Here is a 10,727-nt window from a genome sequence, read left to right as displayed (position 1 = left end):
ATGGTCGCCAATGTACTGATGCTGCATGGCATCAACCACAACATGTTCGGCAAGCGCGACCCGCGCCAGTACGGCACAGCGACCCTGGCCGACATCGACCAGGCGTTGCAAGCCCTGGGCGAAGAGCTGGGGGCGCAGGTCGTGAGCTTCCAGAGCAACTTCGAGGGCGCCATGTGCGAACGCATCCATCAGGCCTATGAGGACCGGGTGGATGCGGTGCTGATCAATGCCGGTGCCTGGACGCATTACAGCTACGGCATTCGTGATGCATTGGCCATTATCGAAGTGCCGGTGGTAGAAGTGCACATGTCCAACATCCATGCCAGGGAGCCGTTCCGCCATCACTCGGTATTTGCCGAGGTGGTGCGCGGGCAGATCTGCGGGTTTGGTGTCGAAACCTACCTGCTGGCACTGCGTGCGGCGATGAGCATGGTCTGAGCAGGGCCGCATGGCTCGGCGCTCTGAGCGGGTTTACCCGCGAAGCAGGTGACGCGGGGCATGGCACCGGCTGCGCCGGTGTTCGCGGGTAAACCCGCTCCTACAATCGAGACTCTCCTTTTGCAGAAGGAACTGAACCCTTGGCCACCCCCGCAGTCCCCAACACCGGCATCGCCTTGCTGGTCGCCGTCACCTTCTTCATGGAAAACCTCGACGCCACCGTCATCGCCACCGCGCTGCCGCAGATGGCCCGTGACTTCGCCGAGAACCCGGTCAGCCTGAACATCGGCATCAGCGCCTACCTGCTGGCGGTGGCGGTGTTCATCCCGCTCAGCGGCTGGGTCGCCGATCGCTTCGGCGCGCGCCAGGTGTTCGCCGGGGCCATTGGCCTGTTCACCCTGGCCTCGTGGCTGTGCGGATTGGCACAAACCTTGGAAACTTTCGTCGCCGCACGGGTGCTGCAAGGCATCGGTGGCGCGCTGATGGTACCGGTCGGGCGTCTGGTGGTGCTGCGCACCACCGAGAAGCAGGACCTGGTGAAGGTGCTTGCGGTGATCACCTGGCCCGGGTTGGTGGCGCCGGTGCTCGGCCCACCGATTGGCGGGTTGATCGTCACCCACCTGTCGTGGCCGTGGATCTTCTACCTGAACATCCCGCTCGGCCTGCTGGCCATCGCAGCGGCGTGGTGGCTGGTCCCCAACACCCGTGCCAGTGAATCGCGCCGTTTCGACTGGCTCGGCTTCGTCTTCCTCGCTTCGGCCTGCGCGACCTGGTTGCTGGGCCTGGAGATGCTCGGCTCGCTATCGGGCGGCAGCCTCGGCACAGGCGCTGCACTGGTGGCCGTGGGGGCTATGCTGACCTGGCTGTCGATCCGCCATTGCCAGCGTCATCCGGCGCCGCTGCTACCGCTGGCTACCCTAGGCATCGCCACGTTCCGCGCCAGCATCATCGGCGGCACGTTGTTCCGCCTGTCGATCAGCGCCTTGCCGTTCCTGATTCCGCTGTTGCTGCAGATCGGTTTCGGCTATTCGCCGGTGGATGCCGGGTTGCTGGTGCTGGCGATCTTCGTCGGCAACCTCGCGATGAAACCGTTCACCACCGGGCTGCTGCGCCGCCACGGCTTTCGTCGAGTGCTGCTGGTCAATGGCTTGATCGGCGTCGGTTGCATTCTCGCGTGCTTGCTCCTGCAGCAGGACATGCCGTGGTACTGGATGGCGCTGGTGCTGTTCATTGGCGGGCTGTCTCGTTCCATGCAGTTCACCACCTACAACGCCATCGGGTTTGCCGAGGTGCCAAAAGCACAGATGGGCCAGGCGTCGACGCTGTTCAGCATGTTCTTCCAACTGGCGATGGCGCTCGGGGTTGCGATTGCGGCCCTGCTGCTGAGGGTCTCGACGATGCTGCGGGGGGGTGAAAGCGAGATGACAGTGGGCGACTTCCGCTGGGCGCTTGTCGGTATCGGCCTGATTGCTTGCGCCGCGTTGGTTGATGCTGTACGCCTGCCTGCCAATGCTGGTGAACAGGTGTTGCGTACTTAGCTGTGTTGGGTTCACGGCCACGTCTTCAGGGGACAGGTGTTGGAATCGGGTTCCTTTAGGCCATGAACGACCTACAGCGAACGGACAACCGATAACGGGTCGATGGCGGTCATTCACGATCGGCAGCTTTTCGCCCCAAAGCGCACGGGCGTAAAGGGCAGCGGGCACTGAACAGGACGACGCAGATCAAGGCCGTAAGCGTTCCGCCGCCAGCGACGGCGCCTGAAGTGACCGTAGGTGTGGTGGGTGTCGTGCTGCCTACCCATCCAGCATGGATGGAAAGCCAGTAGCGACTTCCGTGACTGCATAGTACGGTCCGCCTTCAACAAGCCACCCGGTTCGTTGCCTTCACCCCCCCACGGACCGGGGCTCTCATGACCTGGGAGGTCGAATGGAAGTCGCTACAACGATCAGTCAACAAGAACTGGATAACGCCTTGGTCGCGTTTGCACGCTACAAAATCGGAGAGATCAAGATCTTCGACCTGGAGCAGGCAATGCGCTTCGAAGCAGGCCAAGCCTTGTCCCAAAGCGGGCTGGTCCGTTTCTCAATTACCAAAATGGTGTCAGGACGTTATCGCATCAGCGATGAAGGGGAGAACGCCATCACAGAGGCTGGGCGGGATCGCCTTGAGGTGATCCGCGGCTGACCCTGGCTTCCAGCCTTGCGAAGGCCGCAGTCACGTTCTGCGGCCCTTTCGTGTCATATCACTTTCACCGCGCGACCAATGAACTTCACCGGCCCTGTCGGCAGACCGGTCGGCGAGCCACCGGCTTTCTCCAGCGTCAGCTCGAACAATTGATTGGCCTCCAAGGGTGGCAAACTTTCCAGCGGAACTCGATAGGGTTCGCCCGGTTTGACCAGGCCAAGCGAAACCGGAGCACGCCATTGCTCGCCCTTGGTCCAGAACTGCAGGGCCATGCCGTCGGGGACCGTGTCCCGGCCCAGCGGCAGCAGTTCGATCATGTGGCTGTCGCTGGCCTGCACCACCCAGCCGGGGGCCTGGCTGTTCGGCGCCACCAGCACCACCAGGTATTGCGTGGTAGAGGGGGGCGTTGTCAGCAAGGTAAACGCCAGCAGCAGGCTTGCAGCCAGCCCTGCGGCGCTGAGCCCTTGCCACAGGCCGAGGCGTTGCCACCAGCGAGCCTGCGTGCGCGGTGCGGGTAGCTCATCGAGGCTGCGCTGGATACGGCGCCACAGGCGGGGGCTCGGTGGCTGCGGGGTAGACAGCGCGGTCAGCTCCAGCAGCCGGGCCTCCCAGGCATCCACGGCGGCGCGAAGCGCGGGGTCGGTACGCAGGCGTTCGGCCGCCGCGGCATATTGCTCCGGCGACAAGGTCCCCAGCACATATTCCCCGGCGAGGCTGTCCAGTTCTTCGGCAGAATCGGGCTTCATTCCAGGCACTCCCGTAGCGCTTTGAGGCTGCGTTTGATCCAGGCCTTGACAGTGCCCAGTGGCGCACCCAATAAACCGGCTATCTCGGCGTGGCTGCAGCCGTCCACGTAGGCGTGCAGGATGCAGCGTTGCGGTGCGGGCTGCAGTTGTTCAAGGCAGCGGTAAATCTTTGCTGAGCCGGACCAGAGGTCAAGGTCATCAACCCTCCCGTGCAATGTTGACGCAGTTTCGGTGTCGGCATCGGTCAGTACAGTTTCACGGCGGGTATCGCGTATCGAATTCAGCGCCAGGTGGCGGGTAATGCTGTATATCCAGCCTCGAGCCGAGCCGCGCGCCGGGTCGTAGCTGGCTGCGCGGGTCCAGATGCGGATGATCGCATCGTGGACGATGTCTTCTGCGGTGGCGTCGTCACGTGCGATACGCCGGGCAACGCCCAGCAGGCGCGCGCCTTCGTGATCGTAGAGCGCTTGCAGGGCCCGCCGGTCACCCTGTGCACAGGCTAACAGGCAGCGGTGGAAGTCGAAGGGAGTGGCCGGCGAGTTCAACGTGTGTGGCTTCCTTGTGTAAGGCAAGTACCCCGGCCATCCAGCCGGGGGGCTTGCCATCGAGCGTAGATCATCACTCGCAGGGCGTAGGGTCAGGTGCGTGTCACTTGGCTGTCCAGAATACATAGTCAGCCTGGTACTGGACGACCTGCCTGGCACCTTTGTTCTGCGCCGTGCAGTCGACTGACGGCGCCACACCGCCGCGGGTAGCCAGGCGCTGGATATAGCTGACCCCCTGCATGGCGCCTTTGCCTTCGGCCGGGTTGGCCTTGACCAGCTGATAGGGGATGGCGCCTTTGTCCGCCGGTGCCACTGCCAACTGGGTACCGGTGACTTTCGAGCCATCCTTGGCCTGCCAGGTTGCGGGTGGGCCAAAGTAGTCGCCCACCTGTTTACCGGCACGGTCATTGAGCACTGCCTTGGGGCCGACGAAAGTCCATTCGGTCTGACCGGGGGTGTTGGCCTTGTCGCGGCACTCGTAGGTGATCTCGCCGACGCCGACGGTTTCGAGCAGGACGCGATGGCCATCAGGGACTTTGACCGCTTCTGGCAGCGCGGTCTGGGCGTGGGCGGGCGGCAGCGCAAGGGCGAGGCTGCAGGCAAACAGGCAGGCGGAGTATTTGAAGTTCATGGGCAGTGCTCCTGAAAGTCATTGGGCTGGGCAGTCAAAGGCCGCCCACTAGCAATACCCGCCAACGGGCGGACTGGATGCACTGAATGAAAAAAATGCTTAGCGAGATGAGCCTGCATGTGCTTGCCTACCATCTCGAACGAGCGATGAGCCTCTTTGCTATCGCAGGACTGCTTTAACGCGCGCACCCCCGAAAACCCCACGAGGACACTGCAAATGAAGCGTTTGTTACTGGGCCTGTTGCTTGCCGCATCGGGCGCTGCCCATGCCGGTATTCCGCTGTTGAACGCAACATGCCCCGGAAATATCGAGGTCCATGCCGATAAAGGTGGGCCTGTCTATATCAATGGCAAGGAAGCCACGCTGAAAAAATTCAATGACAACTATTTCGAGGCCAAAGGTGGCGGGGTAACGGTATCGTTGTCGATCAACCCGGACGGCTCGCCTGACGTCTCGTATACCGGTAAGAACAAAGCCAATGGCGTATGCCAGATCAAGGACTGACTGCGCGATTGCGCTGTTTGGCTGGCGCGGTGCCAGCGGGCTGAACCTGGGCGCTGGAACGGGAATTGCTGTGACCCCCGAGACATTGATCATGCGGAGTACGCAGAAATGACTCAGGATGACCGCTATTACATGATTTTCAGCGTGGTTGCTGTGCTGGTACTCGATCTGGCGGCGACATATGTGTTTCTCAATGCCATTCCCTGACCCCGTTTATGGGGCAGGCCTTACGCGTAATCGGGGCCAACGCAGGGTGTGAGGAAAACGCCCCGAACCCTATATAGCAAACAAACCTGATGCCCTGTTGTCGTTGAGCAGTAACATGGGCAGGACAAAAACCAAAAAAGGGCAGGCTGCTTGGCAACATTTCCCAGTTTTCGATGGGGCTGCAGGAGCGTGTCGCGTGAAAAACTCAAGATCGCTGGCAGGTGCAATACTGGTAATCGGGGCAGCCTCGTTGTTCGTCGCAGGCTGCGCACAAAACCCGGATGTGCGTGACAGCCACGATTATACCGCTGGCACTACCGTGAAAAGCCCACCCGCCTATCTGGGCTGCGTCAAAGGCGAGCTACAAGGGAATGTGAAAACCTATGAAGTTGAGGGTGATAACGCGGTCAGGCTTTTCGTCGAAAGCACTGACCCCGACAAGGCAGAAGGTCTTGTAGAGTTGCGGGGCACGGGAAGCGAGCGCCACTTCACGGCCTATCAACGTGATGCCTGGTACGACCATGGCAGGTTGCTGGATGCTGCACTGATGTGTTCAAAAGCGTAATCATCCAACCCCACACCAATAGCCCGCCGTCGAGAGCGGGCTTTTTGTCTGCCGATCGCCTGCCCGGCAACGTTCAAAAAGGGGGGGGGAGCCGGTATGGCCTGAGCAGCGTTGCTTTGCATTTGCCGGCCCCGCCCGTAATAATCGTTGTATTTGGATGGAGAGCCGCAGGTGGAAGCAAGAAGCGTAGTCGCCGAAATGTTCATTGGGATGCCGACGCATTTCTGGGTTTTGCCTGTTGCCGGCCTGGTTGCCTACTACGGGCTGAAGTGGTCCGCCAGATCCAGTAATCGTGCCACCCTGCTACAAGCCTCGACTTACCTGTTACTGCTGGCACTGGCAGTGCTGCCCAACGGCTTTTATGCACTGTTTCCTCCTGCGCCCGAGCCGGATGTGCTGTTGAATCAAACGCCGTTGCCCAACTATGCAGGGCGCTTCTACCTGGATGCGTTCTATGTCTTCAGTGGCTGGGCGCTGAGCAAAGTGGTCAAGTTGAAGTTCAGCTGAGTCGCAGCGCGCTACCTGATGCACTGAATGGATCAGTATTTGCTTACCCCTTTTGAAACCGGTGCATCTGGGGGGATACGGCAATGCTCTCTGAGGATCTGTACATCATGTTCGTGATTGTCGGCAGTGTGCTGGCCCTGGATATAGCAGCCATCGTGTTGTACAGGGGAGCCAAGCCCTGAGCCCGCGTTTGGTTCGCAATGGGGCCGGAGCATCATGAGGACTTCAGCTTCTCTGCTGTACCTGCAGCACCGAACCCTTGTCGTCAGTTGCCAGCAATCCGCCGGCGTCGGTGTCGTCTGATTGTCGCTCGGCAAGGGGGACGTCCGGCGAGCGAAAGATACTATGGCCCTGTTCACCGGTTTTAAGGGTGACGAGTTTGCCGTTCTGATAGAAGAACTGAGTGTGGTTGGCGTTCGTTTGCATGGTATGAAGCCCTGCCGAGTCGTGGTGTGATGTCCCTCGGGAGTTTCACTGTTGCGGCGTGCCCCGGCTACTGGCAGAAATATCAGGTGCGCTGCACTGATCCCGCTTGGGCGTCGTCCTGCAGCAAGACTTTGGTTGATTAGTAACGCGGCGTCACGCCCGTTAGAATGCAGCGTATCCATAACGGTCGATTGCAAATGCCTGACATTCGTATTTTTATCGCCACTGTGTTGGTTGCCAGCCTCGCCGGTTGCGCAAGCCCCGGCAAACCCACTGCCAGCAAACTGACCAAAAAATCGCCGCAGCAGTACGCCGCCTGTGTCCTGCCAAAATGGCAAGCGCTGGCCCCACAGGCCACGCAGAAGTCGATAGCCCACGGCTACCGGCTCACGGCGCCAAGCGCCGTGGCAAGCGACGATGTGCTTGATGTGGTTGACGCTCACGAGGGCAGCCGCGCGACCTTCTACAAGGGCAGCTTTCTGTCTGGCGACAAATTACGCCACGCTGCCAAGCAATGCCTGGATTGAACCCGTGCCCCGAGCGGGTTGAGCCGCCCCGATCTCCTGCAGTTACCCCAACTCATCCCGCTTGTTCAAATGCTCGCATTTCACCTGTGCCTCCGTGCGGCTCGGATAGCTCGGCTTGAGCCGCTCCTTTGCCTGATTGTCATAAATGTCGAACCCTCCACACACGGTAGCGGCGTAGTAGCGGCTGCCAACGCGGAACGATTCCTTTTCGATCGGCACAGCGGGAACGATAACGAATCTTGGTTGCATTTTTCGTGCCTCCCCAGGCAGAGATTTAAGTATTAGTCTCGCAAGAGGTAACCATCAAGCAGCCTCATGAATAAAGGCGCTGGTCCGAACACCGGTGCGTCGACACGTGCTGTCATCAAATGAAAACCCGCTGTCGTCCGATGCGAAGCACCCCGCAAGCCAAGGGCATACAGTCCAATCACCCAACACTGACGCCTGACGTCCAGATCGATGATTGGAGAGACAAGCATGTCCAAAGTGGTACGTTTCCATCAGACCGGTGGCCCCGAGGTATTGCGCTACGAGGACGCCGAGGTTGGCGAGCCCGGCCCCGGGCAGGTTCGTTTGCGCCAGGTGGCGGTGGGCCTGAACTATGCCGACACCTACTTTCGCAACGGCACTTACCCGATCGCGCTGCCCAATGGCATCGGCGTGGAAGCTGCCGGGGTGGTGGAGGCGGTGGGCGAAGGCGTGACCCAGGTGGTGGTCGGTGACCGGGTCACCTATACCGGTTTCCTCAATACCTTGGGTGCCTATTGCACCGAGCGCCTGATCCCCGCTGCGGCGCTGATCAAGCTGCCGGAAACCATTGCCTTCGAGACTGCTGCCGCCATGACCATGCGCGGCCTGACCTCGGCCTACCTGTTACGCCGGCTGTATGACTTCAAACCCGGTGACAGCGTGCTGCTGCATGCGGCTGCTGGCGGGGTGGGCCTGATTGTCGCGCAGTGGGCGCGGCTGCTTGGGCTGAACGTGATCGGCACCGTATCCACCGAGGCCAAGGCCGAGGTAGCCCGCGCCCATGGCTGCAACCACATCATCAACTACAGCGTCGAAGACGTCGCCAGCCGCGTGCGCGAACTGACCGACGGGGTAGGGGTGAACGTCGTGTTCGACAGTGTCGGCAAGACCACCTTCACCGGCTCGCTCGATTCGCTCAAGCGCCGCGGGCTGATGGTTTGCGTCGGCACGGCGTCGGGCACCATCCCGCCGTTCGACCCGCAGTTGCTGGCAATCAAGGGCTCGTTGCAGCTTACCCGCCCGGCACTGGCCGACTTCATCGCCGATCCGGCAGAAAAGGCTGACCTGGCCGGCGAATTGTTCGACCACGTCAGCAGCGGGCGCATTCGTATCGAAATCAATCAGCACTACGCCCTGCAGGACGCGGTACAGGCCCACCGTGACCTGGAAGCCCGCAAAACCACGGGCTCGTCGATCTTCGTCATCTGAAGAGGGCAACAGCATGCACATTGAACAACTGACCTGCGCGATTGGTGCCGAGGTGAGTGGCGTCAACCTGGCCGATGCGATTCACGATGACGAACTGTTCGCCCAGTTGCGCCAGCAGTTGCTCCAGCACCGTGTGCTGTTCCTGCGCGACCAGCACTTCAGCCGTGCCGAGCACGTGGCCTTCGCCCGCCGCTTCGGCGAGCTGGAGGATCATCCGGTGGCCGGGAGCGACCCGGAGCACCCGGGGCTGGTGCAGATCTACAAGCGCCCGGACCAGCCCAACGACCGCTATGAAAATGCCTGGCACACCGATGCCACCTGGCGTGAGGCACCGCCCATGGGTTGTGTGCTGCGCTGTGTGGAATGCCCGCCGGTAGGCGGCGACACCTTGTGGGCGAACATGGTGCTGGCCTATGAGAACCTGCCAAACGATGTAAAGGCCAGAATCGAAGACCTGCGCGCCCGCCACAGCATCGAGGCCAGCTTCGGCGCTGCAATGCCGCTGGACAAACGGCTGGCACTCAAGGCGCAGTTCCCCGACGCCGAGCACCCGGTCGTACGCACCCACCCGGAAACGGGCGAGCAGGTGCTGTTCGTCAACGCCTTCACCACCCACTTCAGCAACTACCACACCCCGCAGCGGGTGCGTTTCGGCCAGGATGCAAACCCGGGCGCCGGCGACCTGCTGCGTTACCTGATCAGCCAGGCCTACCTGCCTGAATACCAGGTGCGTTGGCGCTGGAAGCCCAACAGCGTGGCGATTTGGGACAACCGCAGCACCCAGCACTACGCCGTCATGGACTACCCGCCATGCCATCGCAAGATGGAGCGTGCCGGGATCAAGGGCAGCCGCACGTTCTAAGCCTGCCGCCGTCACTGGCGGTAACCGCACAATAACAATAGCGAGGACTACAGCATGCAATTCTTCGACGATTCGTTGCACCCGGAAAACATGGAAAAAGTGGTCATCACCGTCGCCCCTTATGGCCCGGAGTGGATGCCCGAAGACTTCCCTGAAGACATTCCGCTGACCATGGACGAGCAGGTGCAGAAGGCCGTCGACTGCTACGAGGCAGGCGCCACCGTGCTGCACTTGCATGTGCGTGAGCTGGACGGCAAAGGCTCCAAGCGCCTGTCCAAGTTCAACGAGCTGATCGCCGGAGTACGTGAAGCTGTACCGGACATGATCATTCAAGTTGGCGGTTCGATTTCCTTCGCCCCGGAAGGCGAAGGCGAGGCGGCCAAATGGCTGTCGGATGACACCCGGCACATGCTTGCCGAGCTGACGCCGCGGCCCGACCAGGTGACCGTGGCCATCAACACCACGCAGATGAACATCATGGAGTTGCTGTACCCCGAGTACCTTGAGGGCACCTCGCTGGCCAGCCCCGCAATCCATGCCGCCTACAGCGAAATGACCGTGCCGGCCGGCCCGGCCTGGGTTCGCGAGCACTTGCGCCGCCTGCAGGCCAGCCATATCCAGCCGCATTTCCAGCTGACCGGCATGCATGCCCTGGAAACCCTCGAACGCATCGTGCGCCGGGGTGACTACATGGGGCCGCTGAACCTGACCTGGATCGGTATTGGCGGCGGTTTCGATGGCCCCAACCCGTTCAACTTCTTCAACTTCATCCACCGCGCGCCGGACGGCTGCACCCTGACTGCCGAATCGTTGCTAAAGAACGTGCTGCCGTTCAACACCATGGCGCTGGCCATGGGCCTGCACCCGCGCTGCGGCAACGAAGACACCATCATCGACCAGCACGGCAAACGCTTCACCTCGGTGCAGCAGGTCCAGCAGACCGTGCGCGTGGCCCATGAGCTGGGTCGCGAGATTGCCAGTGGCAAGGAGGCCCGCGCCATTTACCGCATCGGGCAGCAGTACGACAGTATCGAGCAGACGCTGAAAGCCAATGGCATGGCGCCGAACCGCCAGGCGGGTGAGAAGGGCGTGCCGCAGCGCATTTGATGCGGTTATGGCAGGCC

At 61.3% G+C, this 10,727-nt stretch carries 15 protein-coding genes; 10 read left to right on the top strand and 5 right to left on the bottom strand.

Features of this window, described 5'->3' with window-relative positions:
• The 3 genes from aroQ (at position 1) to ACZ889_RS19085 (ending at position 2,625) form a co-directional block, all read left to right on the top strand.
• Positions 1-438: a type II 3-dehydroquinate dehydratase gene (gene aroQ / locus ACZ889_RS19095; protein WP_476257691.1), complete on the top strand. Its 438-nt coding sequence runs from the start codon at positions 1-3 to the stop codon at positions 436-438.
• 140 nt (positions 439-578) lie between these two features.
• Entirely contained in the window at positions 579-1,976 is a 1,398-nt protein-coding gene (locus ACZ889_RS19090) for an MFS transporter (RefSeq protein WP_047604898.1), read from the top strand.
• Positions 1,977-2,367: 391 nt separating this feature from the next.
• Positions 2,368-2,625, top strand: a complete 258-nt coding sequence (locus ACZ889_RS19085) for a hypothetical protein (RefSeq protein ID WP_003248248.1) — start codon at positions 2,368-2,370, stop codon at positions 2,623-2,625.
• Between the two features lie 53 nt (positions 2,626-2,678).
• On the opposite strand, the gene ACZ889_RS19080 is transcribed toward ACZ889_RS19085, so the two are convergent.
• The 3 genes from ACZ889_RS19080 to ACZ889_RS19070 form a co-directional block, all read right to left on the bottom strand.
• A complete protein-coding gene (locus ACZ889_RS19080) occupies positions 2,679-3,371 on the bottom strand; it encodes an anti-sigma factor (protein ID WP_047604896.1) in 693 nt (230 codons plus the stop codon).
• Complete coding sequence (locus ACZ889_RS19075) at positions 3,368-3,916, bottom strand: sigma-70 family RNA polymerase sigma factor (RefSeq protein WP_104961796.1); 549 nt, start codon at positions 3,914-3,916, stop codon at positions 3,368-3,370. Before ACZ889_RS19075 ends, ACZ889_RS19080 begins: the two co-directional genes overlap by 4 nt.
• 103 nt (positions 3,917-4,019) lie before the next feature.
• Positions 4,020-4,547, bottom strand: a complete 528-nt coding sequence (locus tag ACZ889_RS19070) for a DUF3455 domain-containing protein (RefSeq protein ID WP_180689981.1) — start codon at positions 4,545-4,547, stop codon at positions 4,020-4,022.
• A 216-nt stretch (positions 4,548-4,763) separates the two neighbouring features.
• On the opposite strand from ACZ889_RS19070, the gene ACZ889_RS19065 reads away from it, so the two are divergent.
• The 3 genes from ACZ889_RS19065 (at position 4,764) to ACZ889_RS19055 (ending at position 6,330) form a co-directional block, all read left to right on the top strand.
• The gene (locus ACZ889_RS19065) at positions 4,764-5,051 is read left to right on the top strand and encodes a hypothetical protein (protein ID WP_012052457.1); all 288 of its coding nucleotides are present in this window, start codon (positions 4,764-4,766) and stop codon (positions 5,049-5,051) included.
• A gap of 403 nt (positions 5,052-5,454) precedes the next feature.
• Positions 5,455-5,823 (top strand): hypothetical protein, encoded by a 369-nt coding sequence (locus tag ACZ889_RS19060; protein ID WP_010953909.1) that lies wholly within the window; start codon positions 5,455-5,457, stop codon positions 5,821-5,823.
• Positions 5,824-6,021: 198 nt separating this feature from the next.
• Positions 6,022-6,330 carry a hypothetical protein gene (locus tag ACZ889_RS19055; RefSeq protein ID WP_003248263.1) on the top strand — a complete coding sequence of 103 codons (309 nt, stop codon included), beginning with the start codon at positions 6,022-6,024 and terminating at the stop codon, positions 6,328-6,330.
• 225 nt (positions 6,331-6,555) lie between these two features.
• Here ACZ889_RS19055 and ACZ889_RS19050 read toward each other — a convergent pair whose 3' ends face one another.
• Positions 6,556-6,756, bottom strand: coding sequence for a hypothetical protein (locus tag ACZ889_RS19050; RefSeq protein WP_180689982.1), 201 nt, complete (start codon positions 6,754-6,756; stop codon positions 6,556-6,558).
• 167 nt (positions 6,757-6,923) lie between these two features.
• Between ACZ889_RS19050 and ACZ889_RS19045 the strand changes: the two genes are divergently transcribed.
• The gene (locus ACZ889_RS19045) at positions 6,924-7,283 is read left to right on the top strand and encodes a hypothetical protein (protein WP_180689983.1); all 360 of its coding nucleotides are present in this window, start codon (positions 6,924-6,926) and stop codon (positions 7,281-7,283) included.
• A 42-nt stretch (positions 7,284-7,325) separates the two neighbouring features.
• Here the strand turns inward: ACZ889_RS19045 and ACZ889_RS19040 are convergent, their stop codons facing one another.
• Positions 7,326-7,532: a hypothetical protein gene (locus ACZ889_RS19040; protein WP_003248274.1), complete on the bottom strand. Its 207-nt coding sequence runs from the start codon at positions 7,530-7,532 to the stop codon at positions 7,326-7,328.
• Positions 7,533-7,760: 228 nt separating this feature from the next.
• On the opposite strand from ACZ889_RS19040, the gene ACZ889_RS19035 reads away from it, so the two are divergent.
• The 3 genes from ACZ889_RS19035 to ACZ889_RS19025 are packed head-to-tail and all read left to right on the top strand — an operon-like array spanning position 7,761 to position 10,710.
• Positions 7,761-8,741: a quinone oxidoreductase family protein gene (locus ACZ889_RS19035; RefSeq protein WP_012052452.1), complete on the top strand. Its 981-nt coding sequence runs from the start codon at positions 7,761-7,763 to the stop codon at positions 8,739-8,741.
• A 13-nt stretch (positions 8,742-8,754) separates the two neighbouring features.
• Complete coding sequence (locus ACZ889_RS19030) at positions 8,755-9,603, top strand: TauD/TfdA dioxygenase family protein (RefSeq protein ID WP_012052451.1); 849 nt, start codon at positions 8,755-8,757, stop codon at positions 9,601-9,603.
• 54 nt (positions 9,604-9,657) lie between these two features.
• Positions 9,658-10,710, top strand: coding sequence for a beta-keto acid cleavage family enzyme (locus ACZ889_RS19025; RefSeq protein ID WP_319901314.1), 1,053 nt, complete (start codon positions 9,658-9,660; stop codon positions 10,708-10,710).
• Positions 10,711-10,727 lie beyond the last annotated feature (17 nt).

It is taken from the genome of Pseudomonas sp. TE3895 (assembly GCF_056278855.1).
The sequence above is the reverse complement of the archived record's forward strand: the minus strand, read 5'-3'. Positions and strand labels throughout refer to the sequence as shown.

Bases quoted from the DNA above. Each gene is read 5' to 3' on its own strand.
- aroQ (WP_476257691.1), top strand. From the start codon at position 1: ATGGTCGCCAATGTACTGATGCTGCATGGCATCAACCACAACATGTTC.
- ACZ889_RS19085 (WP_003248248.1), top strand. From the start codon at position 2,368: ATGGAAGTCGCTACAACGATCAGTCAACAAGAACTGGATAACGCCTTG.
- ACZ889_RS19080 (WP_047604896.1), bottom strand. From the start codon at position 3,371: ATGAAGCCCGATTCTGCCGAAGAACTGGACAGCCTCGCCGGGGAATAT.
- ACZ889_RS19070 (WP_180689981.1), bottom strand. From the start codon at position 4,547: ATGAACTTCAAATACTCCGCCTGCCTGTTTGCCTGCAGCCTCGCCCTT.
- ACZ889_RS19065 (WP_012052457.1), top strand. From the start codon at position 4,764: ATGAAGCGTTTGTTACTGGGCCTGTTGCTTGCCGCATCGGGCGCTGCC.
- ACZ889_RS19055 (WP_003248263.1), top strand. From the start codon at position 6,022: ATGTTCATTGGGATGCCGACGCATTTCTGGGTTTTGCCTGTTGCCGGC.
- ACZ889_RS19050 (WP_180689982.1), bottom strand. From the start codon at position 6,756: ATGCAAACGAACGCCAACCACACTCAGTTCTTCTATCAGAACGGCAAA.
- ACZ889_RS19045 (WP_180689983.1), top strand. From the start codon at position 6,924: ATGCAGCGTATCCATAACGGTCGATTGCAAATGCCTGACATTCGTATT.
- ACZ889_RS19040 (WP_003248274.1), bottom strand. From the start codon at position 7,532: ATGCAACCAAGATTCGTTATCGTTCCCGCTGTGCCGATCGAAAAGGAA.
- ACZ889_RS19035 (WP_012052452.1), top strand. From the start codon at position 7,761: ATGTCCAAAGTGGTACGTTTCCATCAGACCGGTGGCCCCGAGGTATTG.
- ACZ889_RS19030 (WP_012052451.1), top strand. From the start codon at position 8,755: ATGCACATTGAACAACTGACCTGCGCGATTGGTGCCGAGGTGAGTGGC.
- ACZ889_RS19025 (WP_319901314.1), top strand. From the start codon at position 9,658: ATGCAATTCTTCGACGATTCGTTGCACCCGGAAAACATGGAAAAAGTG.